The 23,066-nt window shown below is 73.1% G+C and carries 21 protein-coding genes and 1 pseudogene; 11 read left to right on the top strand and 11 right to left on the bottom strand.

Translation table 11 applies throughout. From position 1 onward, the window contains the following. The 3 genes and pseudogenes from ABZ321_RS47940 to ABZ321_RS47950 all read right to left on the bottom strand — a co-directional run. Nucleotides 1–299 (bottom strand): annotated as a pseudogene (locus tag ABZ321_RS47940) (hypothetical protein); the annotation flags it as partial. After that, nucleotides 296–1,162 carry a sugar ABC transporter permease gene (locus ABZ321_RS47945; protein ID WP_344502812.1) on the bottom strand — a complete coding sequence of 289 codons (867 nt, stop codon included), beginning with the start codon at nucleotides 1,160–1,162 and terminating at the stop codon, nucleotides 296–298. The gene ABZ321_RS47945 and the pseudogene ABZ321_RS47940, both read right to left, overlap by 4 nt. Next, on the bottom strand, nucleotides 1,159–1,962 hold the full coding sequence (locus ABZ321_RS47950) for an IclR family transcriptional regulator (protein ID WP_344502813.1): 804 nt from the start codon (nucleotides 1,960–1,962) through the stop codon (nucleotides 1,159–1,161). Before ABZ321_RS47950 ends, ABZ321_RS47945 begins: the two co-directional genes overlap by 4 nt. A gap of 100 nt (nucleotides 1,963–2,062) precedes the next feature. On the opposite strand from ABZ321_RS47950, the gene ABZ321_RS47955 reads away from it, so the two are divergent. From ABZ321_RS47955 to ABZ321_RS47975, 5 genes are all read left to right on the top strand, one after another. Then, nucleotides 2,063–3,193, top strand: a complete 1,131-nt coding sequence (locus ABZ321_RS47955) for a mandelate racemase/muconate lactonizing enzyme family protein (RefSeq protein ID WP_344502814.1) — start codon at nucleotides 2,063–2,065, stop codon at nucleotides 3,191–3,193. A gap of 205 nt (nucleotides 3,194–3,398) precedes the next feature. Further along, nucleotides 3,399–4,307, top strand: a complete 909-nt coding sequence (locus tag ABZ321_RS47960) for a dihydrodipicolinate synthase family protein (RefSeq protein ID WP_354903073.1) — start codon at nucleotides 3,399–3,401, stop codon at nucleotides 4,305–4,307. A 40-nt stretch (nucleotides 4,308–4,347) separates the two neighbouring features. Continuing rightward, nucleotides 4,348–5,061: an SDR family oxidoreductase gene (locus ABZ321_RS47965; protein ID WP_354903074.1), complete on the top strand. Its 714-nt coding sequence runs from the start codon at nucleotides 4,348–4,350 to the stop codon at nucleotides 5,059–5,061. A gap of 43 nt (nucleotides 5,062–5,104) precedes the next feature. After that, on the top strand, nucleotides 5,105–6,031 hold the full coding sequence (locus tag ABZ321_RS47970) for a sugar kinase (protein WP_354903075.1): 927 nt from the start codon (nucleotides 5,105–5,107) through the stop codon (nucleotides 6,029–6,031). Nucleotides 6,032–6,161: 130 nt separating this feature from the next. Then, nucleotides 6,162–7,451: a methyl-accepting chemotaxis protein gene (locus tag ABZ321_RS47975; protein ID WP_354903076.1), complete on the top strand. Its 1,290-nt coding sequence runs from the start codon at nucleotides 6,162–6,164 to the stop codon at nucleotides 7,449–7,451. A gap of 146 nt (nucleotides 7,452–7,597) precedes the next feature. On the opposite strand, the gene ABZ321_RS47980 is transcribed toward ABZ321_RS47975, so the two are convergent. From ABZ321_RS47980 to ABZ321_RS47995, 4 genes are all read right to left on the bottom strand, one after another. Next, complete coding sequence (locus tag ABZ321_RS47980) at nucleotides 7,598–8,776, bottom strand: MFS transporter (RefSeq protein ID WP_354903078.1); 1,179 nt, start codon at nucleotides 8,774–8,776, stop codon at nucleotides 7,598–7,600. A 38-nt stretch (nucleotides 8,777–8,814) separates the two neighbouring features. Beyond that, nucleotides 8,815–9,618 carry a YhjD/YihY/BrkB family envelope integrity protein gene (locus ABZ321_RS47985; protein WP_354903132.1) on the bottom strand — a complete coding sequence of 268 codons (804 nt, stop codon included), beginning with the start codon at nucleotides 9,616–9,618 and terminating at the stop codon, nucleotides 8,815–8,817. Nucleotides 9,619–9,761: 143 nt separating this feature from the next. Beyond that, nucleotides 9,762–11,603: an anthranilate synthase family protein gene (locus ABZ321_RS47990; RefSeq protein ID WP_344502822.1), complete on the bottom strand. Its 1,842-nt coding sequence runs from the start codon at nucleotides 11,601–11,603 to the stop codon at nucleotides 9,762–9,764. A 236-nt stretch (nucleotides 11,604–11,839) separates the two neighbouring features. Continuing rightward, entirely contained in the window at nucleotides 11,840–12,814 is a 975-nt protein-coding gene (locus ABZ321_RS47995; RefSeq protein WP_354903080.1) for an aldo/keto reductase, read from the bottom strand. 50 nt (nucleotides 12,815–12,864) lie between these two features. On the opposite strand from ABZ321_RS47995, the gene ABZ321_RS48000 reads away from it, so the two are divergent. Then, complete coding sequence (locus ABZ321_RS48000) at nucleotides 12,865–13,248, top strand: MerR family transcriptional regulator (protein WP_354903081.1); 384 nt, start codon at nucleotides 12,865–12,867, stop codon at nucleotides 13,246–13,248. On the opposite strand, the gene ABZ321_RS48005 is transcribed toward ABZ321_RS48000, so the two are convergent. Then, a complete protein-coding gene (locus ABZ321_RS48005) occupies nucleotides 13,203–14,018 on the bottom strand; it encodes a hypothetical protein (RefSeq protein WP_354903082.1) in 816 nt (271 codons plus the stop codon). The genes ABZ321_RS48000 and ABZ321_RS48005 overlap by 46 nt on opposite strands. A gap of 138 nt (nucleotides 14,019–14,156) precedes the next feature. On the opposite strand from ABZ321_RS48005, the gene ABZ321_RS48010 reads away from it, so the two are divergent. The 3 genes from ABZ321_RS48010 (at nucleotide 14,157) to ABZ321_RS48020 (ending at nucleotide 16,243) form a co-directional block, all read left to right on the top strand. Further along, nucleotides 14,157–14,771: a copper resistance protein CopC gene (locus ABZ321_RS48010; protein ID WP_344503236.1), complete on the top strand. Its 615-nt coding sequence runs from the start codon at nucleotides 14,157–14,159 to the stop codon at nucleotides 14,769–14,771. Nucleotides 14,772–14,807: 36 nt separating this feature from the next. Then, nucleotides 14,808–15,197: a response regulator gene (locus ABZ321_RS48015; RefSeq protein WP_354903083.1), complete on the top strand. Its 390-nt coding sequence runs from the start codon at nucleotides 14,808–14,810 to the stop codon at nucleotides 15,195–15,197. Nucleotides 15,198–15,259: 62 nt separating this feature from the next. Further along, on the top strand, nucleotides 15,260–16,243 hold the full coding sequence (locus ABZ321_RS48020; RefSeq protein WP_344502828.1) for a YihY/virulence factor BrkB family protein: 984 nt from the start codon (nucleotides 15,260–15,262) through the stop codon (nucleotides 16,241–16,243). Here the strand turns inward: ABZ321_RS48020 and ABZ321_RS48025 are convergent. Both ABZ321_RS48025 and ABZ321_RS48030 read right to left on the bottom strand, forming a co-directional pair. Next, nucleotides 16,240–16,632: a roadblock/LC7 domain-containing protein gene (locus tag ABZ321_RS48025; RefSeq protein ID WP_344502829.1), complete on the bottom strand. Its 393-nt coding sequence runs from the start codon at nucleotides 16,630–16,632 to the stop codon at nucleotides 16,240–16,242. The genes ABZ321_RS48020 and ABZ321_RS48025 overlap by 4 nt on opposite strands. Continuing rightward, nucleotides 16,629–18,941 carry an ATP-binding protein gene (locus ABZ321_RS48030; RefSeq protein WP_354903085.1) on the bottom strand — a complete coding sequence of 771 codons (2,313 nt, stop codon included), beginning with the start codon at nucleotides 18,939–18,941 and terminating at the stop codon, nucleotides 16,629–16,631. The genes ABZ321_RS48025 and ABZ321_RS48030 overlap by 4 nt, the downstream gene beginning before the upstream one ends. A gap of 200 nt (nucleotides 18,942–19,141) precedes the next feature. Between ABZ321_RS48030 and ABZ321_RS48035 the strand changes: the two genes are divergently transcribed. After that, nucleotides 19,142–21,061 (top strand): DUF1800 domain-containing protein, encoded by a 1,920-nt coding sequence (locus ABZ321_RS48035; protein WP_344502831.1) that lies wholly within the window; start codon nucleotides 19,142–19,144, stop codon nucleotides 21,059–21,061. A 7-nt stretch (nucleotides 21,062–21,068) separates the two neighbouring features. Continuing rightward, entirely contained in the window at nucleotides 21,069–22,427 is a 1,359-nt protein-coding gene (locus ABZ321_RS48040; protein ID WP_354903087.1) for a DUF1501 domain-containing protein, read from the top strand. A gap of 3 nt (nucleotides 22,428–22,430) precedes the next feature. On the opposite strand, the gene ABZ321_RS48045 is transcribed toward ABZ321_RS48040, so the two are convergent. Continuing rightward, nucleotides 22,431–22,841 (bottom strand): subtilase-type protease inhibitor, encoded by a 411-nt coding sequence (locus tag ABZ321_RS48045; protein ID WP_354903088.1) that lies wholly within the window; start codon nucleotides 22,839–22,841, stop codon nucleotides 22,431–22,433. Nucleotides 22,842–23,066: the final 225 nt, after the last annotated feature.

The following is a 23,066-nucleotide window of genomic DNA, read 5'->3' on the forward strand; positions in this document are numbered from 1 at the left end:
GTCACGGTGGACACGATGAGGCTGTTGGTGAGGTACCGCAGCAGCTTCGCGTTGTCGAGGATCGCGGTGAAGTGCTCGAACGTGAGGTGCTCCGGAAAGAGCCGCGGCGGGAACCGGAACACCTCGTGCGTCGGGGTCAGCGCCGTGACGAGCACCCAGTAGACCGGCCCGAAGGCGAAGATGCCGATCAGTGCGACCGTGGTGGCAGGGCCGAACAGCCGGCCCGCACGGCGCTTGCGGACCACGTCCTTCGGCGGGACGACCACCGGCGACTCCTTGACCAGCGTGGGTGCGCTCATGCCGGCTCACCCCGCTCGGACACCCGCACGTAGACGACGACAAGGGCGAGGATGAGCACCAGCCACAGGGCGCCGAGGGCGCTGGCCTTGCCGAGGTCGAAGGCCTTGAACGCGGTGTCGTACACGGCGACGGCGAACGTGGTGGTGGAGCCGGCCGGCCCGCCGTTGGTGAGCACATAGATCATGTCGAAGTGCTGCACGTTCCAGATCACCTCGAGCAGCACGACGATGCCGAGGATCCCGCGCAGGTGCGGCAGCGTCACGTGCCAGAAGCGGTTGACCGCTCCGGCGCCGTCGAGTGCCGCGGCCTCGTGCAGCGCCGCCGGGACGGTCTGCAGCCCGGCGAGCAGCATCACCATGATCCACGGGAAGCTCGCCCAGCTCTTGGCCACGATGACGGCGGCCATCGCGGTGCCGGGGCTACCGAGCCAGACGATCGGCTCGTCGATCAGGTGCATGCTCGTGAGGAGCCCGTTGAGCAGGCCGTAGTTGGCGTTGAAGATCCACATCCAGACGAACGACACGACGACGCCGGGGATCACCCAGGGCATCAGGAACAGGCCGCGCAGCACCGCCCGGCCGCGCAGTCTCGTGTTGAGCGCCAGGGCGAGGGCGAAGCCGATGACGACGGGCACGACGGTCGAGCCGACGGTGAAGACGACCGTGTGCTCCAGGACCGGCCAGAAGTTGCGCTCCAGCACCTCGGCGAAGTTGTCGAAGCCGGCGAAGGAGCGGCCCGGCAGCACCAGACTCTGGTTGAACAGGCTGGTGGACAGGGACCCGATCAGCGGATACAGCACGACCGCGCCGAGCAGCGCGAGCGCCGGCAGGGTCAGCAGGAACCCGAACGTCCGGTCCTTCACAGCGACACCGCGCTCGGGTGGTGCGCCGGCCCGACGTAGCCGAGGCCGATGCTGATCGAGTCGGCCGCCTCGATGACCATCCGGGACAGCGCGACCTCGCGGCTCTGCAAGTCGATTGCGGAGAGCGGGCCCGACACCGACAGCGCGGCGACGACGGTGCCGGCGCCGTCGCGGATCGGGGCGGCGACGCAGGCGCGGCCGAGCGCCAGCTCCTCCAGCTCGGAGCCGTAGCCGCGGGCGGCGGTCAGCTCGAGCTCGGCGTCAAGCTTCTCGTGGGTGGTGATCGTGCGGGGCGTGTAGCCGACCAGGGCGCTCGGCGGCAGCAGCCCGCGCCGCTCGACCGGCGTGAGGCCGGTCAGCAGCGACTTGCCCAGGCCGGTGGCGTGCAGCGGGTTGCGCTGGCCGGCGAGCACGAAGGATCGCGGCGCCTGCCGGCCCTCGAAGTTGAGCAGGTAGAAGAGGCTGGCGTCGCGGCGGACCGCGACGTTGACGCCGAGGCCCAGGTCGGCCGCCAGGTTCTGGGCGATCTGCCGCGCCTCGCGGTGCACGGGGTGGCTGTTGAGCACGGCGCCACCGAGGCTGACCGTGTCCAGGCCGAGCCGGTAGAGCCCGCTGACCGGGTCGCGGTCGACGAAGCCGGCCGCCTCCAGGGTTGCGAGCAGGCGGGACGCGGTGGAGAGTCCAAGGTCTGCGAGTTTGGCGACGTCGGAGACGCGCAGCTCGGAGCGGCCGGCCGTGAAGACCCGCAGCACCGTCAGCGCCCGCTCGACGCTCTGGTTGCTTCCGACATCCGAAGCCATCAGGACCCTCTCTGGAAGTTGCTTGCGTGATACGGCAAGATATCCCGCATGCTGCAAGTGGTCAACCGCACAGCGGGGGTGCCCCGTGAGGATCGTTGACGTGACGACCTTCCCGCTCAAGCTGCGCGGGGAGGACGTCTACCTGGGCGCCGCCACGCGCTCGAATCCCGAAGAATCCGCCTATTACCTCCGGCCGCCCTGGCGCAGCCTGTACTCGGATCGTTACGAGACGCTCCTCGTCAGGATCACCTGCGACGACGGCACGGTGGGCTGGGGCGAGGCGCTCGCACCCGTCGGGCCCGAGATCGTGCAGGCCATCGTCGACCGGCTGCTGGCGCCCGCGCTGCTGAAGCAGGACCCGCGGCGGGTCCGGCCGATGTGGACCAGGCTCACCGGCCTCATGCGGGAGCGCGGCCACCTCGTCGGCCACCAGGCGGACGCCCTGGCGGCGGTGGACATCGCCCTGTGGGACCTGGCCGGCAAGGCGGCGGGGCTGCCCGTGCACGCGCTGCTCGGCGGGGCCTACCGCGACACCGTGCCGACCTACGTCTCGGGCCTGCCCGTCGCGACCGACGCCGAGCGGGCCGAGCTCGCCCGCAACTGGCTTGCACAGGGTGCAACCTCGGTGAAGCTCCACCTCGGCCGTGGGGTGGAGGAGGACCTGGCCACGTTCGACGCGGTCGCCGCGACCGGGATGCGGGTCGCCGTCGACGCGCACTGGGCCTACGACCTCGCCGACGCGCTGCGCCTCGGCAAGGCCCTCGACGCCCGCGGCGCCTGGTTCCTGGAGGCACCCCTCGCACCCGAGGACGTCGACGGCCACCAGGAACTCGCCGCCGCGCTCGTCACCCCCGTCGCCGTCGGCGAGACGCTGCGCAACCGGTTCGAGTTCAAGCTGTGGCTGCAGGAGCGGGCCCTGGACCTCGCGCAGCCCGACGTCGGCCGCACCGGCATCACCGAGGCCATGGCCATCGCGGAGATCGCCTCCGTGCACCACGTGCCGGTGGCGCCGCACCACTCCGTCGGGCTCGGCGTCGTCCTCGCCGCTGGCATCCACGTCGCCGCCGCGATCGAGGCGATGCCGGTCTTCGAGTTCCAGCCCGGCCCGTTCCCCGTCGCCAACCGCATCCTCACCCGGCCGCTGACCGGCGGACCCGGGTCGTTCCACCTGCCGACCGCGCCGGGCCTCGGCGTCGACGTCGACATCACCGCCCTTCTGGAGGACCAATGAGTGGCCAGCAAGCACAGATTCAGCTCGCGACGACGCCGCAGGCGGCGCCGTGAGTGGCCAGCGGAGCGGCTCGGGCCGCTCATCAGCAAGCACAGATTCAGCTCGCGACGACGCCGCAGGCGGCGTCGTGAGTGGCCAGCGGAGCGGCTCGGGCCGCTCATCAGCAAGCACAGATTCAGCTCGCGACGACGCCGCAGGCGGCGTCGTGAGCCGGTCCACCGACGTGCGCGGGCTGATTCCCGTGCTCGCCACCCCGTTCCACCCCGACGGCTCCCTGGACACGTCCAGCCTGCGCCGGCTCGTCGAGTTCTCCGCCGCCGCGGGTGTGGACGGCGTGGCCGTGTTCGGCTTCGCCAGCGAGGGCTTCACGCTGACCACGGCCGAGCGGGCCGCCGTTCTCGCCGTCGTACGGGACGCGCTGGGCCCGACCCTGCCGATCGTCGCCGGCGTGTCGGCGACCGGCACCGGCGACGCGATCGACCAGTGCCGGGCCGCGGCGGACGCCGGTGCCAGCGTGGCGATGCTGATCCCGCCGTTCATGGTGAAGCCGTCCCCGGCCCAGATCGTCGACTTCTACGGTGCGGTGGCCGGGGCCGGAGGGCTCTCGGTGATGGTGCAGGACGCGCCCGCCTCCACCGGCGTCAACCTGCCCGTGCCGCTCATCGTCGAGCTGTCGAAGCTCGACGGCGTCGACTCGGTGAAGGTCGAGACCCAGCCGACCGCCCCGAAGGTCGGCGCCGTCATCGACGCGACCGCCGCCGACTTCCTCGTCCTCGGTGGCCAGAACGCGCTGTTCGTCCTGGAGGAGTACGCCCGCGGCGCCGTCGGCACCATGCCCGCGAGCGAGTTCCCGGACCTGCTCGTCCCGGTCCTCCGCGCGTACCAGGCGGGGTCGCTCCGGGAGGCGCGGGAAGGGTTCAACCGGCTGCTGCCGCTGATCCGCTTCGGGCTGCAGCCGGGGATCGCGTGGTCGATCCACAAGCACGTGCTGCACCGGCGGGGCGTCATCGACTCCACGACGGTCCGCGCGCCCGCCGTGGACGCCGACCCGGCGACCCTGGCCGCGCTGGACGTGATCCTGGACGACCTCGGCCTGTCAGGACCGGCCCGATGAGCGGCGTCCCGGACGGCCGCCACAGTTCAGGGAGCGCCCGGTGAGGGGCGTGCTGGTCATCGGGGCGACGTCGCCGATCGGGCTCGCGATCGGGCGGGCCTTCGCCGGCGACCGGGTCGCGGGCGCCGCCCTGGACACCACCGGGGATCCGGCGTTCGAGGCGAGCTGGGCGGCCGACTGCTCCACCCCCGACGGCGCGGCGGACGTGGTCGGCCGGGCCGTGGACCTGTTCGGCCGGCTCGACGTGCTCGTCCTCGCCGCCGCGGTCATGCCGGTCGCCCCCGCCGAGACCCAGACCGACGACCAGTGGCGCGCCGCGATCGACGTGACGCTCTCGGGCGCCTTCTACGCCTGCCGGGCGGCGCTGCCGCACCTGCCTTCCGGCGGCAGCATCGTCGCGGTCACCTCCGTGAACAGCTTCCTCGCCGCCCCCGGCCTGCCCTCGTACGCGGCGGCGAAGGCGGGCCTGGACGGCCTGGTGCGCCAGCTCGCCCTCGAGTACGGCCCGCGCGGCATCCGCGTCAACGCGGTCGCGCCGGGTCTCATCGGCGGCGACGACCTCCCCGCCGCCGCCGAGGGCTACCCGCTGCGCCGCGTCGGCCGCCCCGAGGAGGTGGCGTCCGCGGTGGCGTTCCTGGCGTCACCGGCCGCCGGGTTCGTCACGGGCGCCTGCCTTCCCGTCGACGGCGGCCTGTCGATCGCCTCCCCGGCCGCGTTCCTCCGCCCCGACCTCCGCGCGAGGTGGCTCCCGTGACCGCCGTTGTCCGGGGTGCGGGCGGTCGCGGGAGGTGGATCGGGTGAGCGGGCTGATCGTGGGGCTCGGCGAGGCGATGGTGCTCTTCCAGCCCGCCGACCTCCTCCCCCTGGAGGAGTGCGCGACGGCGTCGGTGCACGTGGCCGGCGCCGAGCTGAACCTGCTCGCCGCGGCGGCCAGGGCCAGGGCGCGGGCGGCGTTCTGCAGCCGGGTCGGCGACGACCCGTTCGGGCGGCGGGTCGTGGCGGCCGCGGAAGGGCTCGGCGTCGCCGCCGGTCTCGTCGCCGTCGACGGCACCCGGCCGACGGGCGTGTTCGTGAAGGACGTCCGGCCCGACGGTGCGCGGCGGGTCCACTACTACCGGGCCGGTTCGGCGGCGTCCGCCCTCGACGAGGCCGACGCCGACCGGGCTCTGGCCGCCGGGCCCGACCTGGTCGCGGTGTCCGGGCTGACCGCCGCGCTCGGCGACGGGCCGCGGCGGGCGGTGCTGCGGCTGGCCCGCGAGGCGCACGCGCGGGGCATACCCGTCGCCGTCGACCCGAACCTGCGGCCCGGGCTGGACGCGGCCGGTGTCGTGACCGCGTTGCTGCCGCTGACGGCGTACCTCCTCCTCGGGATGGACGAGGCGGTGCCCCTCTTCGGCACGGACGACCCCGGGGAGGTCTTCGCCCGGGCCAAGGCCGCCGGCGTGCGGGAGGTGGTGCTGAAGGCCGGCGCCGACGGCTGCTGGCACGACGGCGGCGACACGCCGGCGCACCTGCCGTCCGCGGCGGTCCGGGTGGTCGACCCCGTCGGCGCGGGGGACGCGTTCGCGGGCGCCTACCTCGCCGCCCGCCTCGCCGGGACCGGGCCGCGCGGCGCGGCGCTGCTGGGCACCCGGTTCGCGGCCAGGGTGGTCGCGTCGGCCGGCGACACCGAGGGGCTGCCGGCTCCCGCCGAGGTCGCAGCGATGCTCGCCGAGGCCGGATGACCCTTGCCCGCGGCGGCGGGGATCATCCTCCTGGCGAACGACCTTCAGATCCGCGTCGGGAGGCCGATGGATGGTTGGGTCCTCCACGAGGACCACAGGGGTCCGCCGTCCAGAGGGAGCGTCACAGGTCATGCCCGGAGTGCTCGCGTGGCTCATGCCGAAGGTCCGCCTCAGCGACGCGGCCTTCCAGTCGCGGCACCGGGCGCTGCGGCTGGTGCTGGCGCTGCACCTGCCGGTGCTCGTCGTCCTCAGCCTCGTCAACGGGCACACCGTCGTCGGCGCGCACGCGCACGACGGCGGGTGGCTCGTCTGGTCGGCGAACGCGGGCGTGCTGATCTGCGCGATCGCCGGCGGCGTCGCCCGCAGCAGGCGCGGCTCGGCGGTCGCCGTGTCGACGGGTCTCGTGCTCGCCGCCGCGGCGCTCGTGCACGCCGGCAACGGCCTCACCGACCTGCACTTCCATTTCTTCGTCGTGGTCGGGCTGGTCAGCCTGTATCAGGACTGGGTCACGCTGCTGGTCGCCGTCCTGCTGGTCGCGGCGCACCACCTCCTCGTCGCCGCGACCATGCCGGACATGCTGTTCAGCAGCCCGCAGGCGCGCGACCATCCGATCCTGTTCGTGCTGCTGCACGCCGGGTTCGTCCTCGCGATGTGCCTGACGCAGCTGGTGTACTGGAGGTTCGCCGCCAACGCGGAGGCCGAGGTCGACGCCGAGCGGGCGCGCGTCGCCGCGGAGAACCAGACGGCGCTGCGGGCCGCCGCCGACGACGCCACCCGGCGCGAGGAGGCGGCCGCGAGCAACGCCGCGGAGCAGGTCGAGCACAGCGAACGCCTCGGCCGGCGCCTCGAGACCGTCCTCGCCGACGTCGCCGACGCCGGTGTGCGGCTCGGCGCCGAGGCCGGCGCGGCGATGGAGTCGTTCGAGCAGAAGCTGGCGGGGATGACCGGCGCCGTGCGGGACGCCGTCACCGACGTCGAGGCGGCGCTCAACGACTCCAACCACGCGCGCACCGTCATCGGCGAGCTGGAGACCGCGATCGCCGACATCGCCACCGTCGCCGGCCTCATCCAGGCGGTCGCGGACCAGACGAAGCTGCTCGCCCTGAACGCGACGATCGAGGCCGCCCGCGCCGGTGAGGCCGGGAAGGGCTTCGGCGTGGTCGCCAACGAGGTCAAGGACCTCGCCGCGCAGACCGCCGCCGCGACCGGCCGGATCGAGACGACCGTCGGCCAGGTCACCGCCGGCGCGCTCGCGGCGGCGAACGCGGTCGGCGGGGTCGCGGACCGGCTCGGCTCGGTCGCCGCCGCCCAGCGCGAGGTCGAGGCGTCGCTGCACGAGCAGACGAGCCTCGCGGCCACCACCCGCAGCTCGGTCGCGGCCGCCGCGGAGAAGGTCAGCGCCACCGCCCACCAGCCCTGACGCCGCGGGTCCACAAGACCTGGCGGTGTGCACCCCACGAACGCACAACCTTTACCGGATCACGGCACACGCGAGGAGCGCAGCGCCGGTGCAGCACCACGACGCCGAGCGGGCGCGGAAGCAGGAGGCCGGAAGCAGGAGGCCGGTCAGTTGGCGACGGGGGCCGGGACCTCGGCGGCGGAGACAGATGCCTTCGTGCGGAAGGCCGGGGCCAGGGCGACGATGCCCGCGGCGAGGACCGCCGGCACGACGAAGGCCAGGCGCAGGGACGCGCTCTCCGCGACCGCGCCGATCAGGCCGGCGCCGACGACGAAGCCGACATAGTTGAAGAGGTTGACGCGGGCGATCGCGACGCCGGTCCCGGCCGGGTCGAGGCGGCCGGCGGCGGAGAAGGACTGCGGGACGACGAGCGACAGGCCGATGCCGACGACGGCGAAGCCGGCGATGCCCATCGCCGCCGACTGGGAGGCGGCGACGAGGCCCAGGCCCAGGCCGCCGACCACGCCCCCGACGGCGACGACGCCGACGGGGCCGAAGCGGCGCACGACGAGGTCGCCGGCGGTGCGGCCGACGAGCATGGTGGCCTGGTAGGCGGCGAGGCCGAGGGCGGCGACGCTGGTGCTGGCCGAGAACGCGTGGTCGAGGAAGACCGTGCTCCAGTTGGAGACGGCGGAGTCGGCGATGAACATGAGCATCATCGCGATGCCGACGAGGATGACGGGGCGCCACGGGACGGCGGTGTCGGCACCCGGTGGCACGTCCGCGACCTCCTCCGCGCGGCGCAGCTGCCAGGGGCCCGCGGCGAGGGCCAGCAGCGCGCCGACGGCCGCGACGGCGGCGAGGGACGCGCCGATCGACCAGCCGAGGCGGGACGTGCCGGCGGTGGCGAGCGCGCCGAGGATGGCGCCGACGCTCCAGACGGCGTGGAACGAGTTGAGGACGGGGCGGCCGTAGCGGCGCTCGACGCTGACGCCCTGCATGTTCATCGTGGCGTCGACGAACCCGAGCATGAGGCCGACGAAGGCGAGCGCGACGTACAGCTGCCAGGCCTGGCCGGCGAGGCCGACGGCGGTGATGGCGAGGGCGACGCCGGGGCCGCCGGCGCGCAGCACGGGCGAGCTGCCGAAGCGGGCGGACAGCAGGCCGGCGAGGACGCTGCCGACGCCGGCGACGACCGGGACGGCGAGCAGGACCAGGGAGAGCTCGCCGTCGGAGAAGCCGAACTTCTCCTGCAGCACGCCGACCTGGGTCAGCAGGGCGGCGAAGCAGAAGCCCTGGACCAGGTACGCCACCGCGACGCTGAGTCTTGCCCGGCGGTCCCGCATTCCGGCCCCCAATGGTGAGAATTCCTCGGAAGCATCGTTCACGGGGCGGCGGAGCGCAAGGCCCACCAGCGGGCGGCCTGGAGGGTCGCGCCGTATCCGATGAGTGTCAGCAGGTGGAACAGGTACAGCCACAGCAGCACGGCGACGGTCGCGCCGACCGCGTCCAGGCCGCCGAAGGGTGCGCCGAGGTCGAGGGGCAGCGACCAGAACAGCACGAACCCGTGCGCGAAGCCCGAGACGTTCGCCGCGGTGAACGAGCCGACCACGACCGTCGGCACCCAGGCGGGGCTCGGTGGGGCGCACCAGCGGTACACCATGACGAACGCCGGGCTGAGCGCGAGCCAGGTGGCGAGGAACGACACGACGACCGCCGTCACACTCGACCACCCGCCTTCCTGCAAGCGACGTGCGGCGCCGGGCAGCACGAGGAGGAGGCCGAGCAGCAGCGCCGGCGCGGCGGCGAGGACGGGCAGGATGAGCAGCCGCCCGCGCCAGCCCGCGGGCGAGCCGGACTCGGTGAGCGAGACGAACGCGCGGCGGAGGCCTTCGCCGTACCAGGTGGCGGGGACGAGCGCGATCAGGGTCAGCGGCCACGACATGCCGAGCCCGGCGTCGACGAGCACGGCGGTGGCGTGGCCGGCGCCGAGACGGTCGGGCATGGCGGCGATGACCGGCCCGGCCAGCTCGCGGACCCGGCCGGTGCCGGCGATGAGCCCGGCGAGCTTGATGGTGAGCAGCGCGACGGGCACGACGGCGACGGCGCCGTAGAACGTGACGGCGCCCGCGTGCAGGTTGAGGTCCCGGCCGCGGAAGAACCGCAGGACCACCCGCACCGCACGCATCACGACCGCCCGGTACCCACCGCGGCCCCCCGCGACACACCCCGGCGCGACGCACCGGGACAGCGCCGGAAGAAGGACGGCGGGCCGCGTGCCGGCGGCGTCCGGGAGCAGGCCCGGGGCCGCCGGCACGGGACATGGCGCGGCTACGACACGGCGGGGGCCGGCAGGAGGGTGGTGAGCAGGCCGCGCAGCAGGTCGATGCCGTCGTAGCTCAGGACCGACTCGGGGTGGAACTGGACGCCGGCGAAGGTGGGGCCGCGCAGCGCGTGGACGTCGCCGTTGGCCGGGTCGCGGGACAGCTCCACCTCACCGTAGGCGCTGCTGAAACGGTCGTCCGGGTGCGTGGCGGTGAAGGTGGAGTAGAAGCCGACGGTCGTGGGGCGGCCGAAGAACACGATGTCGCGCTGCATGCCCTGGTACGGGTTGGCCTTGCGGCGCAGGGGCAGGCCCAGCAGCCCCGACAGCAGCTGGTGGCCGAGGCACACGGCCAGCGTCGGCGTGCCGGAGTCGAGCAGCTGCTCGGCGACGGCCCGCATGGCGGCCATCTTCGGCTCCTCGACGCGCCGCGGGTCGCCCGGGCCGGGGCCGAGCACGACGAGGTCGTAGCCGTCCAGCGTGGTGACCGCCGTGTACTTCTGCAGGACGACGTCCAGGCCGAGGATCCGCAACTGGTGGTGCAGCATGCCGGTGAAGGTGTCCTCCGCGTCGACGATGAGGACCCGCCGGCCGGCGAGCGCGGGCGTCGCGAGCGACCGCGTGTGGTGGTCCTGGAGCCAGAACGGCGCGAGGGTGGCGTTGCGGGCGACGAGGGCGCCCTGCACGGCGGGGTCCGCGGCGAGCAGCGGCGCGGCCGGGACGGGGCCGGAGGCCGCGGCGGCGCCCAGGCCGAGCGCGGTCAGCACGCCGGCGGCCTTCGTGTGGGTCTCGCGCACCTCCCCTTCGGGGGTCGAGTGCCGCACGAGGGTGGCGCCGACCGGCACCCGCAGGCGCCCGGCCGAGGAGATCTCGGCGGTGCGGATGAGGATCGGCGCGTCCAGGGTCTGCCGGCCGGCCTCGTCGGTGCCGATGAGGGCGAGCACGGCGCCGTAGTAACCGCGGCCGCGGCGCTCGTGGCGGGCGACGACCCGGCACGCGTTCTCGATCGGGCTGCCGACGACGGTCGGCGCGAACATCGTCTCCCGCAGCACGTCCCGCACGTCCAGGGCGCTGCGGCCGGCGAGGAGGTACTCCGTGTGGACGAGGTGCGCCATCTCCTTCAGGTACGGGCCGATGACCTGCCCGCCCTCGGTCGCGACGGTCGCCATCATCTTGAGCTCCTCGTCCAGGACCATGGACAGCTCGTCGATCTCCTTGCGGTCGGCGAGGAACCGCAGCACCGCCTCCTTGTCGGGCACGCCGCCCGGGTGCCGGAACGTGCCGCTGATCGGGTTCATCATGACCAGGCCGTCCTCGACGCTGACGTGCCGCTCCGGGGTGGCGCCGACGAGCGTGCGCTCGCCGGTGTGCACGAGGAACGTCCAGTACGCGCCGCGCTCGCGCTCCAGCAGCCGCCGGTACACGGCGAGGGCGGCGGCGACCGGGTCACCGTCGACGTCGGCGGTGAAGACGCGGTGGATGACGAAGTTGGAGCCCTCGCCGCGGCCGATCTCGTCGCGGAGCACCTCGGAGACGATGGAGGCGTACTCGTCGTCGGACACGTCGAACGCGCCGTCGCGCAGCGACACCGGCCCGGCCGGCAGTACAGCGAGGAAGTCGGACACGGGGCACGACGAGCGGGCGGAGATGCGCAGCACGGACAGGGGCGTGCCGTCGTCGACGCACTCGAAGCCCCGCTCACGGACCTGCCGGAACGGCACGAGCGAGAGGGACTCGGACGGGATGTCGGCGAGCGACTCGACGGTCTCGACGGTGCCGGCGAGCACCTCGACGACGTCGCGGCCTTCGCGGCGCAGCAGGGCGAACGGGCGGTTCAGGTCGGGCAGCATGCGGGTCGTCCCTCTCAGGTCTGGCCGGCGGTCCGGGCGGCCGGCCCCTTCGAGAAGGGAACGAAAAAGCGACCGCCGGATCGGCGGCCGCGGATGTGGGTGTCACGCGGGAGTGGGCCGCCTCGTCAGGCGGGCCACCAGCATCGGTTCAGGTTCGCGGACACGCAGAAGACCATACGACGAACTCCCGGGCGGCGCCAGCACCTCCCCGCAAAACGCCACCCAGGAAGAAATCGTCAGCGGTTCAGCGACCCCATCGTCGCCGCTGGATACCTCGTGCCGGCCACATCCTGCGCGATGGAGAGCTTCTCGATCGCGGCGAGATCGTCCGCGGTCAGCGGGACGTCGAGCGCGGCCACGTTCTGTTCGAGGTACGGGCGCCGCTTGGTGCCGGGGATCGGCACGACGTCGTCGCCCTGCGCGAGGACCCAGGCGAGCGCGAGCTGCGCGGGGGTGACGCCCTTCGCGGCGGCCAGGGCGCGGACCTCGGCGACCAGGTCGAGGTTGCGCTGGAAGTTCTCACCCTGAAAGCGGGGGTTGACCCGGCGGAAGTCCGACGGGTCGAACTGCGACGGGTCGGTGATCTCGCCGGTCAGGAAGCCGCGGCCGAGCGGGCTGTAGGCGACCAGCCCGATGCCCAGCTCGCGGAACGCGCCGAGGATGCCGTCCTCCGGCTCGCGGCTCCACAGGGAGTACTCGTACTGCCCGGCGGTCACGGGGTGCACGGCGTGCGCCCGCCGTACGGTGGCGACCGACGCCTCGGAGATGCCGAGGTGGCGGACCTTGCCGGCGGCGACGGCCTCGCTGAGCGCGCCCCAGGTGTCCTCGATCGGCACCCGGTCGTCGACGCGGTGCTGGTAGTACAGGTCGATGTGGTCGACGCCGAGGCGGGTGAGCGACGCGTCGAGGGCGGCCCGCACGTAGTCGGGGTGGCCGTTGATGCTGCGGCCGTCGCCGTCGCGCTGGATGCCGAACTTGGTCGCGAGGGTCACCTCGTCGCGGCGCCCGGCGATGGCGCGGCCGACCAGCTGCTCGTTGGTGAACGGGCCGTACATGTCGGCGGTGTCCAGGAGCGTCACGCCGAGGTCGAGGGCGCGGTGGATGGTGGCGATGGACTCGGCGTCGTCACCCGGGCCGTAGAACTCGCTCATCCCCATGCAGCCGAGGCCGAGCGCCGACGTGGTCAGAGTGCCAAGGGTTCGCTGTCGCATGCCCCAACACTCCCCCTTCGAGCGCGCTCGAAGTCAAATAGGCTGAAACGATGGATCTCACCATCGCGGAAGTGGCGCAGCGGACCGGCCTGACCGCGCACACGCTGCGGTATTACGAGCGGGCCGGCCTCCTCGACCCGCCGGAGCGGGACTGGAACGGCCACCGCCGCTACTCCGAGCGCGATGTCGGGATGCTGGGGATCCTGACCCGCCTGCGGGCCACCGGCATGCCGATCGCCGGGATGCGCCGGTACGCGGAGCTGTGCCGGGTCGGCCCGGAGACGTTCGACGAGCGCCGCGAGCTGCTGGAGCAGCACCGCCGGGAGGTGCTGCAGCGGATCGCCGACCTGCAGAGCGACCTGACCCTCATCGAACACAAGATCAGCGTCTACGGCGGCGTGGCGACCCCCGTGCCCGATCTCGCCAGCCCGTAGAGGCACACCAGCGCGGCCAGCACGAGCGGGACGCCGTCGCGGATGACGCCGTCGACGCCGAGCAGCAGCCAGCACAGCGCCGGTTGCACGAGCAGCACGAAGACGCTGATCATGGCGAGCAGCACCCGCGCCCAGGCGTGCCCGAACATCATCGCGAAGCTGATCAGCGACGCCACGAACGCGACGACGATGCCGAGCACGAACCACGAGATGACCAGCGGCACGGCCGTCGAGCGCGGCAGCCGCGGCTCGCCCCACAGCGTCCCGGCGGCGACCAGGCACGGCACGCTCAGCAGCGCCGAGTAGGACAGCGCGGCGACCCGGGCGGTCAGCGCCCACGCCGGGATCGGCCGCTTCGACGGCCTGCGGGTGAGGTGCGCGGCGATCGCCGGCGAGCGGAACAGCTGCCAGACCACGGTCGTGCACAGCGTCAGGATGACGGCGAGCGCGGCGAGCACCTGCCACGGCGGCAGGTAGCCGCCCTCGCGGGGCTGGGCGAGCCGGGCCGAGGCGAACACGGTGGTGACCGCGAGGATCAGCCCGAACGGCCGGGCGGTGAGCCGGCCCCAGCGGATCTCCCGCATCAGGAACAGGAATCCGAGTGCGCGCAGCATCGCCCAGAACGTCCGCACCCCGAGCCCGAATCCGCCCTCGCTGGAGTATTTGAGGTTGACGAGGTCCGCGGCGAGCGTCACCACCGCGGTGAGCAGCACGATCCGGCGCAGCCGCCGGCTCGCCGGAGTCGGCGCCGGAGGTCGTTTGATTTGCACCAGTTCACGCCAACTGCCCTGCATGAAACGGCACGCTAACACCGTCGCCCGCACATTGCTGACGCCAATGCACTAATGTTTCCGCCCATGACCGGGCGATTCCTTGGTGTGGTCAGGCGCAGCACAGTGTTCGTCGCGATGATTGTCGGAATTCTTGGCATCCTGCCGTTTCCGTCAATTGCCACCGCATATGCACCCCGTCTCACGCTCGCGAGCAGCACACCGGGCGCGGAGACCCGAGTGGGCCACCTGCCGCAGGTGCTGCAGCTCGTGTTCAACGACAAGATCGTGGACGCCCAGGTGATCCTGACCGGCCCGGACAGCGCGGCCGTCAGCCTCGGCGCCGTCACCGTGCGCAACGAGACGGCCCGCATCGCGCTCGGCGTCCCGGACGGCGCGCCCGGCAGCTACACCGTGTCCTACACGGCCACCGGGAGCAACGGCGCGGCCGGCAACGGCAGCTTCTCGTTCACCGTGACCACCGGCGCGAAGACCGGCACCTCCGCGAAGCCGACCCGCACGCCGTCGCCGACGGCGGCGCCGACCGTCCTGCCGGTCGGCACCAGCGCCGCGGCCGCGCCCGCCGACTTCCTGACGTCCAAGGCGCAGCCGCCGGCCGCCGCGGCGCCGCCGGCCGCCGGACGTCCCGCGTGGTGGACCTACGCGGCGGTGCTGCTGGTGGTGGCATGTGTGCTGGTGGTGTTCCTCGGGTTCAGCCGCCGCCGGATCCGGCCCGGCATCCCGGCGAAGTAAGGCAGATCAGGCACAACCACGCCTTATCGTGAAGGCATGCTGGAGCACCTTCGCGTCCTCGTCGTCGACGACGAGCCGGACCTGTGCGAGATCGTCAAACGGGTGCTCAGCCGCGCCGGCGCCGATGTCCTCACGGCGTCGGGGCTCGCCGGGGCGGAGCGGGTCTGCGTCGAGCACCCGGCCGCGATCGACCTGGCGATCACCGACCTGAAGCTCAACGACGGCTCCGGTGTGCAGGTGGCGGAGGTGGTACGGGAGCACTGCCCCGACGCGTTGATCATGTACATGTCCGGCCTGCCCTACTTCGACGCCTCCGTCGTGGAGCTCGGGCCCGACGCCTCGGTGATCGCCAAGCCCTTCCGCGCCACCGAACTGGTCGACATGGTGCAGGTCGCTCTGATCCGGGCGGGACGGGTCGCTCCGTAGCGACATCCCCCAAGCGTTATCACCAGCGTTATCACCACGCGCCGGTAGGGCATATGAACGGCATGGAGCAGGACGAACCCACCGGACCGCGGCTCGAGAACCCGCCGAGCCGGCCCACGCAGCTGACCAAGGGGTCATGGATCAACGTCCTGAAGCGGACGGTCAAAGAGTTCAACGAGGACAACCTGACCGACTGGGCCGCCGCCCTGACCTACTACGGCGTGCTGTCGATCTTCCCCGGCATCCTGGTGCTCCTCGCAGTGTCCGGCATGCTGCTCACCGACACGACCCAGAACGCGGTCCTGAAGAACACCCAGGAGCTGTTCCCCGCGCCGATCGCGGGGCCGGTCAACAGCGCCATCGACGAGCTCAAGCAGGGTTCCGGCTCCGCCGGCGTGCTCGCGATCATCGGTCTGCTCGGCGCCGTCTGGACCGCCTCCGGCTACGTCGGCGCGTTCATCCGGGCCGCCAACTCGATCTACGACGTGCCCGAGGGCAGGCCGATCTGGAAGGTGCTGCCGATCCGCCTCGGCGTCACCGTCGTCGTCGGCGTCCTCATCTCCCTCGCCGCGCTGAGCATCGTCTTCACCGGCCGGTTCGCCGAGCAGGCCGGCAGCTGGATCGGCCTGTCGAAACAGGCCGTGCAGATCTGGGACATCGCCAAGTGGCCGGTGCTGCTGCTCGTCGTCATGGTGATCCTCGCCGTGCTGTACTACGCGTCCCCGAACGCCCGGCAGACCGGCTTCCGCTGGGTCACGCCCGGCGGCGGGCTCGCGGTGCTGATCTGGCTGATCGCCTCCGCCGGCTTCGCGATCTACGTGGGCAACTTCAGCTCGTACAACAAGACGTACGGCACCCTCGGCGGCATCATCGCGTTCCTGGTGTGGCTGTGGATCTCCAACATCGCGATCCTGCTGGGCGCGGAGTTCGACGCCGAGCTCGAGCGCGGCCGCGCCATCCAGGGCGGGCTGCCCGCTGACCAGGAGCCGTTCATGCCGCTGCGCGACGCGAGCAAGGTGAAGGAGGGCGACGACCCCGATCTCTAGCGGGACGACGGGGTCAGGGCGGCGCCGACCTGGTCGACGAGGCCCGACATCTCGAACGCGACCTCGCCGACGTCGCAGCCCGGCTGGACCATGGCGGCGATGCTGGCGAGGGTGTGGCCGTCGCCGAGGGCCATGACGAACAGCAGGCTGCGACCCATCTGCACGATCGTGCGCAGGACCGGGCCGGCGTCGGTGGCCGCGGACACGCCCTGCGCGAGGGAGACCACGCCGGCGACCATCGCGGCGAGCTGGTCGGCGCGCTCCGGCGGCAGCTCGTTGGAGGCCGCGACCAGCAGGCCGTCCCCGGAGACCGCGACGGCGTGCCGGACGCCGGCCACCCGATCGGTGAAGCCGCTGAGCACCCAGTCGAGCCCCGTGATGGCTGTCATGACGTGGCATGTCCTTCCTGACGCACCGTGGTGACGGTGCCGAGACGGCCGATCGGATGCCCGTGTGCCGGCAGCGTCTCGCCGGCGTCGCCGGGGTCCGCGGATTGGGATGTGCCCGTGGTGCCGCTCTGCGGTGACGCATTGACAGTACGCCGTGGCAGCCCGTCGTCGAACGCCCGGGCCTCGACCGTGGGCCCCTCCGCGACGACGCCGCTGGGCACCACCGGGACGAGCAGGCCGCCCTTGCGCGGCACGGGGATGTCCATCGGCTCCGCGCCGGGCAGCGCCGGGCTGCGCTCCAGGGGGCGCGGCGGCAGCCGGTGCGCGGCGGGCTCCGGCAGGACCAGTGGCATCCGCGGCCGGTGTACGACCATGCCCTGCGGCAACCGCACGGTCGCGACCAGCCCGCCGGACTGCGCCGGGTGCAGGGCGACACCGATCCCGTGACGGGCGGCGAGCCGGGCGACGACGGTCAGCCCGAGCCGCGGGCCGGCCGCCGGGTCCGCGAGCCGCTCGTTGAGCTCGGCGAGCAGGTCCGGGTCCACGGCGGCGCCGTGGTCGGTGACGTGGACGACGGCGCCGTCGCCGGCCCGCCGGGCGTCGACGACGACGGGGTGCTCGCCGCCGGCGTGCCGGGCGGCGTTGTCGAGCAGCTCGGCCAGCAGGTGCACGACGCCGTCGACCGCGGCGGGCTCCACCGCCGTGTCGTCGTCGACGCGGCCGTACTCGACGCGCTCGTAGGCGTGGATCTGCGACTGCGCGGCGCGGAGCACGTCGAGCAGCGGCACCGGCGCGGGGTGCACCCTGGCGGCGTCGGCCCCGGCGAGGACGAGCAGGCTGTGGGTGTCGTGCCGGATGCGGGTCGCGAGGTGGTCGAGCGCGAACAGCAGCGCCAGCCGGTCCGGGTCCGCCTCGTCGCGTTCGGCCTCGTCGAGGCGTTCGAGGAGCCCGTCGGCGAGCCGGGCCGCGCGGCGCCCGAGGTCGCCGTACATGCCGGCCTCACCGGCCCTGAGCGCGGCCTGCCCGGCGGCCGCCTCGGCGGCGTCGGCGGCGGCCCGGGCCACGGCCCGCTGCACGGCGTCCAGCGCCTCGGCGACCCGCCCGATCTCGTCCCGCCCCGCCGCCACCTCCCCGGCGGCCACCCCCGCCGCGTGCGGCTCGACCCCGGACAGCCCCGCGGCCCGCGGATCGTCGCCGGGCGGACCGGCGGCGCGCGGACCGGTGACCGGAAGGGCGCCTGCGACGGGCGGGGCGGCTGGGTGGGCCGCGGTGTTGGCTGCGGTGTTGGCTGCGGTGTTGGCGAGGCGCAGAGCCAGGGTCAGCAGGGCGCGGAGGCGGCGGCGCAGCGCGCGGGCGGCGGCGACGGCCAGGGCGATCGCGGCGACCACGACGGCGAGGACGGCGGCGAGGCCGAGGACGACCGTGCGGTTCTGCCGGTCGCGGGCGTCGCCGACGGCGGCGGCGGTGTCGGCGGCAACGCGGTCGGCGAGGCCCTGGAGGCCGTCGAGCTGGGCGAGCGACGCCAGCACCAGGGCGGCGGTGTCGGCGGGGGCGGACGGCGGGGCCAGCAGCAGCGGGTCCACGTCGGCGGTGACGTCCAGGCCCTCGAACACGGCCCGCCAGGCGGGGGTCGCGGCGGCGGCGAACCGGTCGAACGCGCTCGCCGCCGCGGCGCGGTGGGCGGCGATCGCGTCACGGTCGGCGGCGGTCAGCTCCCCCGCGGCGAGCGCGCGCACCGCCGTCACCTGCACGAGGGCGAGCTCCTCCTTGCCCACGGCGAGCCACCCCGCGGCCCGGCTCCCGGCGAGGACCGCCGGCGGCGCGGGCCGGTCGGCGACGCCCTGCTGGAAGGCGATCAGGCCGGCGATCAGCTGCCGGTACCCGAGCAGCGGCACCGGACCGGACGGCTCCGGCGCGCGGGCCCGCAGCGCGTCGAGACCGTCCAGCGCACCGGCGGCGCCGGGCACACCGGCCGAGACGGCACGGAAGCGGGCGGCGGCGGCGTCCGTGCGGGCGGGGTCGCCGGCCGGCGTGGGCCGGGCGGTGCCGGCGAGGGCGAGCCGCTCGCGCTGCAGGCCGTCGACGACGCGGCCGGCCTCCGCCGACGCCGAGACGGCCGAGGCGACGGCGCCCTTCACGTCGCCGGAGCGGTCCGCGTAGACGGCGACGGTGACCCCGGCGAGGCCGATCAGGGCCAGCAGGGGCAGGAGCAGGACGAGGACGAGCTTCGCGGCGACGGGGATGTCGGCGAACGCCACCCCACGGACGAAGAAGCGGTGCCGCCGTCGAACCGGCGCAGCGTCACGCAAGACCCCCACCGCCTCCCCTTGTCGGCCCTTTATGCGTACCGCTTTTGCGGTACGTGCGGAAGAGATAACTTTGAGTAGCCGCCCGAATTTCACACATTGACGCGGAATGCACCTCGCTTAAGCAAGAACAAAGACAAAGTTGAACCGGAGCCGCACCCGTCCGCTTGAACGCCCGAACGCGCGCTCATTAGGGTTCAGGGATGCCTGAGCGGCTCTTCGCGGATGACGACCCCTCATCCGACTCGCACAGACGCGTCAAGGGCGCCTTCTTCGCCGACTACACGGGCGAGTTCCCGATGCCGCGCGTCCTCAACGAGCCGTCGCCGGCCGACGACGAGCAGGAGCAGCCCCGTACACCTGCCGCGAAGACCTCAAAGGGACCCGCGCCGGCATGGCTCAGGACGGGACGGCCCGCCCTGCACGAGCTGATGCGCAACCGCCGGCAGGCCCTCATGGCCCTCGGCGGCGGCGCCGTCGCGATCGGCGGGCTCGGATCCGGCGCCGCCGCGATGCTCGGCCGCCCCGAGGACGCCGACGAGATGGTCCGGACCGGCCAGGGCGGCGGCAACGTCTCCCCGCGCGACGCCGGCTCGTTCTCCAACCGCGACTCCAGCTACACCAGCGGCCTCGGCGACCTCAACGACCTCGGCGCCGCCGGCACCGCCGACTCGGCCTCCGCGGCCGCGGTCGCCGCGATGCGCGCCACGCCCCGCTTCCCGACGCCGCTGAACCGCGACCCGGTGCTGCACCTGCTGCGGCGCTGCACGTTCGGGCCCACGCAGGCCGACGTCGCCGCGGTCAAGGAGCTCGGCATCGACGGCTGGCTCGACCAGCAGCTCGACCCCGAGAAGATCCCCGACCCGGTCGCCGACGCGGCGCTGAAGACCACGCCGACCGTCACGATGACCACCGCGGAGATCCGCGCGGCGGTCAAGGACGGCGACAACAAGGCGATGTACGAGCTGACCCGCGCCGTCATCGCCCGGCAGGTGTGGAGCACCCGGCAGCTGTTCGAGGTGATGGTCGACTTCTGGAACAACCACCTCAACATCACCAGCCCGTTCGACGGCGGCTGGGACACCCGGGTCCCCTACGACGTGAACGTCATCCGCAAGCACGCGCTGGGCAAGTTCTCCGACATGCTCATCGCGTCGGCGCGGGACCCGGCGATGATGCGCTACCTGGACAACACGTCCTCCGACAAGCGCAACGTCAACGAGAACTACGGCCGTGAGCTGCTCGAACTGCACACCGTCGGGATCGACGGCGGCTACAACGAGAAGGACGTCCGCAACTCCGCGTACCTGATGACGGGCCGCACCGCGACCCGCGAGGGCACCTTCAGGTATGAGCAGAACCGGCACTGGACCGGCGCGGTCAAGGTGCTGGGCTTCCAGCACGCGAACAAGTCGGCGAAGGACGGCCTGGCCGTCGGCGACGCCTACCTGCTGTACCTGGCCACGCACCCGTCGACGGCGAAGTACATCGCCCGCAAGCTCGCGGTCCGGTTCGTGTGCGACACGCCGCCGCAGTCCCTCGTCGACCGGCTCGCCACCGCGTACCAGCAGAGCGGCTCGGCGATCGCGCCGGTGCTCAAGGTGCTGTTCCGGTCCCTGGAGTTCTGGATCGCGGCCGGGCTGAAGACCCGCCGCCCCCTGGAGAACTTCGTCGCGACCGCCCGCGTCGTCGGCACCAAGCCCGGCACGGACACCGGCAAGGCCCTCGAAGACCTGTACAACTTCACCCGCAAGCTCGGCCAGGCGCCGCTGGGCTGGGAGCCGCCGGACGGCTACCCCGACGTCGCCAACGCGTGGAGCTCCGCCGCCGGCATGCTGGAGACGTGGAACTCGCACCGCGCGTTCCTGCAGCAGTCGTTCAAGGGCCTCAACAACCCGCGCGCCGACTCGCTCGTCACCCAGCCGGCCGCGACCCTGGCCACCTACCTGGACGTGCTGTGCAACCGGCTCATCTTCCAGCCGATGAAGCCCGCCGAGCGGGACGCGCTGATCAAGTTCCTCGGCGCGAAGCCCGACACCCGGGTCACCGACGCCAACCTCGGCGGCAAGCTGCCCAACCTGGCGCCGCTCGTCCTCGACTCCGTCTACCACGCGCTGCGGTGAGGTTTCCGTGACTGACCTTCCAGAAGGCGAGCGCCGCCCCACCTCACTGGAGGAGCTGCGCCGGCACGGCCCGAACCTGTGCGAGGCCGCGATCCGGGTGCAGGCCGACCAGGTCCAGGACGAGCTGGCCGCCGAGCGCGAGCGGTGGAGCAAGGGCTTCACCCGCCGCCGCCTCGTGCAGGGCGCCGGGTTCGTCGGCGTGGCCGCGCTCGGCGCGCAGCTGGTGACGAGCCGGGTCGCGTTCGCCGCGCCCGAGGACGCCAAGGGCACGCTCGTCGTCATCTTCCTGCGCGGCGGCATGGACGGGCTGTCCGTGGTCGCGCCCGGCGACGACCCCAACTACCGCTCGATGCGGCCCAACATCGCGATCCCCATGGCGGCGCTGCTGCCCGCCGGGCGCGGCTTCGGGCTCAACCCGGCGATGACCGCGCTGTACCCCTTCTGGCAGGCCGGCAAGATGGCCGCGGTGCACGCGGTCGCCTCCCCCGACGCCAGCCGCAGCCACTTCCAGGCGCAGGACGCCCTGGAGCGCGGCGCGGCGTCGGTCGCGGTGCGCACCGGCTGGCTCGACCGGGTCCTCGCCCAGATGGGCCCGGGCACCACGTTCCGCGCCGTCGCGCAGGGCAACGCGCTGCCGCGCTCCCTCGTCGGCGGCGAGCAGGCGATCGTCCTCAACGGCATCCGCGACTTCCGCATCGACAACGACGCCATGCGCAGCCAGACGATGGAGGCGCTGAAGACCCTCTACACGGGCCTCGACCACTCCCTGGCCGGCACCGCCGCCGGCACCATCCAGGCGATCAACACCGCGCAGAAGATCGCGAACTCGCAGTACCGGCCGCTGGAAGGCGTCCAGTACCCCGGCGGCGGCCTGGCGGACCGGCTGAAGGACATCGCCCAGCTCATGAAGGGCGGCGTCGGCCTGCGCGTCGCCGCCCTCGACGTCGGCGGCTGGGACATGCACACCAACCTCGGCCGGGTCGACGGCGGCGACATGCGCAACTCGCTGACCAACCTGTCCGAGGCGATCGGCGCCTTCGCCACCGACCTCGGCCCGCTGCTGGACAACACGACCATCATCACGATGAGCGAGTTCGGCCGGCGCGTCCAGGAGAACGGCAACGTCGGCGTCGACCACGGCCACGGCAACGCGATGCTGCTGCTCGGCGGCGGCCTCAACGGCGGCAAGGTGCACGGCAACTGGCCCGGCCTCGCCCCCGGCGCCCTCGACCAGGGCGATGTCGCGGGAGCCAACGACTACCGCGACATCCTCGCCGAGATGCTCAAGAAGCGCTTCAACGTCCAGGACTCGGCGGCCATCTTCCCCAACCACCAGTTCAAGACGCTGGGCGTCTTCAAAGGCTGAACCCTAGAGGCTGAAGACCGGCCCCGTGGTGGTCGACAGCGAGCAGGCGTTGCCGTACGTCTTCTTGTAGTCGACCCGCTTGCCCTTCCACCGGCCGACGGCCGTGACCGTCACCGGGTCGTACTGCATCGTGCACGCCATGCCGGTCGTGGCCTGCAGCCGGGCGAAGTCGCCGCCGACCTTGGCCAGCGCGGAGCACGCGTCCTTGGCCAGCTTGTGCGAACCGCCGGCGGGCCGGCACGTCAGCGACGCGCGGCGCTGCGCCGGCTTCGAGCTCTCGCCCTTGGCGACCGTCAGCACCAGCTTCGTCGGCCTGGCGGGCGCTGCCGTCGCCGCCGCGGCCGTCATCGTCTCCACGGTCGCGATCGCCGCCACCAGCATCGTGGCCGTCGCGACCAACCGTCCTGCACCCATTCCAACCCCCGTCGCACCTTGGTGGGGCGAGCTTACACACCTTTTTCCGGACATTTCGCATTTTGGCTAATGTACGACTGGCGCACGGCCATCTGGCCTCGCAAGCTCGGCTCCCCTCCCGCCTCCGTCCCCACCTGACCTCCGGCGGGACCAGTCACCCAGTCGAAGGCGCCCGGGCCGCGCCGCACGATCCCGCACCGGTTCCGGTGCCCCAGGCCGGCAGAG

The organism is Dactylosporangium sp. NPDC006015 (genome assembly GCF_040614215.1).
In the GTDB taxonomy this organism is placed as follows: domain Bacteria; phylum Actinomycetota; class Actinomycetes; order Mycobacteriales; family Micromonosporaceae; genus Dactylosporangium; species Dactylosporangium maewongense.

Bases quoted from the DNA above. Each gene is read 5' to 3' on its own strand.
- ABZ321_RS47950 (WP_344502813.1), bottom strand. From the start codon at position 1,962: ATGGCTTCGGATGTCGGAAGCAACCAGAGCGTCGAGCGGGCGCTGACG.
- ABZ321_RS47975 (WP_354903076.1), top strand. From the start codon at position 6,162: ATGCCCGGAGTGCTCGCGTGGCTCATGCCGAAGGTCCGCCTCAGCGAC.
- ABZ321_RS47980 (WP_354903078.1), bottom strand. From the start codon at position 8,776: ATGCGGGACCGCCGGGCAAGACTCAGCGTCGCGGTGGCGTACCTGGTC.
- ABZ321_RS47985 (WP_354903132.1), bottom strand. From the start codon at position 9,618: ATGCGTGCGGTGCGGGTGGTCCTGCGGTTCTTCCGCGGCCGGGACCTC.
- ABZ321_RS47990 (WP_344502822.1), bottom strand. From the start codon at position 11,603: ATGCTGCCCGACCTGAACCGCCCGTTCGCCCTGCTGCGCCGCGAAGGC.
- ABZ321_RS47995 (WP_354903080.1), bottom strand. From the start codon at position 12,814: ATGCGACAGCGAACCCTTGGCACTCTGACCACGTCGGCGCTCGGCCTC.
- ABZ321_RS48000 (WP_354903081.1), top strand. From the start codon at position 12,865: ATGGATCTCACCATCGCGGAAGTGGCGCAGCGGACCGGCCTGACCGCG.
- ABZ321_RS48010 (WP_344503236.1), top strand. From the start codon at position 14,157: ATGATTGTCGGAATTCTTGGCATCCTGCCGTTTCCGTCAATTGCCACC.
- ABZ321_RS48015 (WP_354903083.1), top strand. From the start codon at position 14,808: ATGCTGGAGCACCTTCGCGTCCTCGTCGTCGACGACGAGCCGGACCTG.
- ABZ321_RS48020 (WP_344502828.1), top strand. From the start codon at position 15,260: ATGGAGCAGGACGAACCCACCGGACCGCGGCTCGAGAACCCGCCGAGC.
- ABZ321_RS48025 (WP_344502829.1), bottom strand. From the start codon at position 16,632: ATGACAGCCATCACGGGGCTCGACTGGGTGCTCAGCGGCTTCACCGAT.
- ABZ321_RS48035 (WP_344502831.1), top strand. From the start codon at position 19,142: ATGCCTGAGCGGCTCTTCGCGGATGACGACCCCTCATCCGACTCGCAC.
- ABZ321_RS48045 (WP_354903088.1), bottom strand. From the start codon at position 22,841: ATGGGTGCAGGACGGTTGGTCGCGACGGCCACGATGCTGGTGGCGGCG.